The 347-nt window shown below is 64.6% G+C and carries 1 pseudogene; it reads left to right on the top strand.

Features of this window, described 5'->3' with window-relative positions:
* Positions 1-319: pseudogene (locus MKK68_RS11930) on the top strand (FtsK/SpoIIIE domain-containing protein); the annotation flags it as partial.
* Positions 320-347: the final 28 nt, after the last annotated feature.

Here is a 347-nt window from a genome sequence, read left to right as displayed (position 1 = left end):
GGTGGCCGGCACCACCGGCTCGGGCAAGTCGGTGGCGATCAACACCATGATCCTCAGCCTGCTCTACCGGATGAAGCCGGAGGAGTGCCGCCTGATCATGGTCGACCCGAAGATGCTGGAGCTGTCGGTCTACGACGGCATGCCGCACCTGCTCTCCCCCGTCGTCACCGATCCAAAGAAGGCGGTCATCGCCCTCAAATGGGCGGTGCGCGAGCTGGAGGAGCGCTACAAGAAGATGTCCAAGGTCGGCGTGCGCAACATCGCCGGATTCAATGCCCGGCTCGAGGAGGCGCGCCTGCGCGGCGAGGTGCTGACCAGATGGGAAGAGCGTGAGTGAGGGAAAGAGG

The organism is Methylobacterium sp. E-016, from assembly GCF_022829745.1.
Lineage (GTDB): Bacteria > Pseudomonadota > Alphaproteobacteria > Rhizobiales > Beijerinckiaceae > Methylobacterium.
This window is presented reverse-complemented; position numbering and strand designations above follow the sequence as displayed.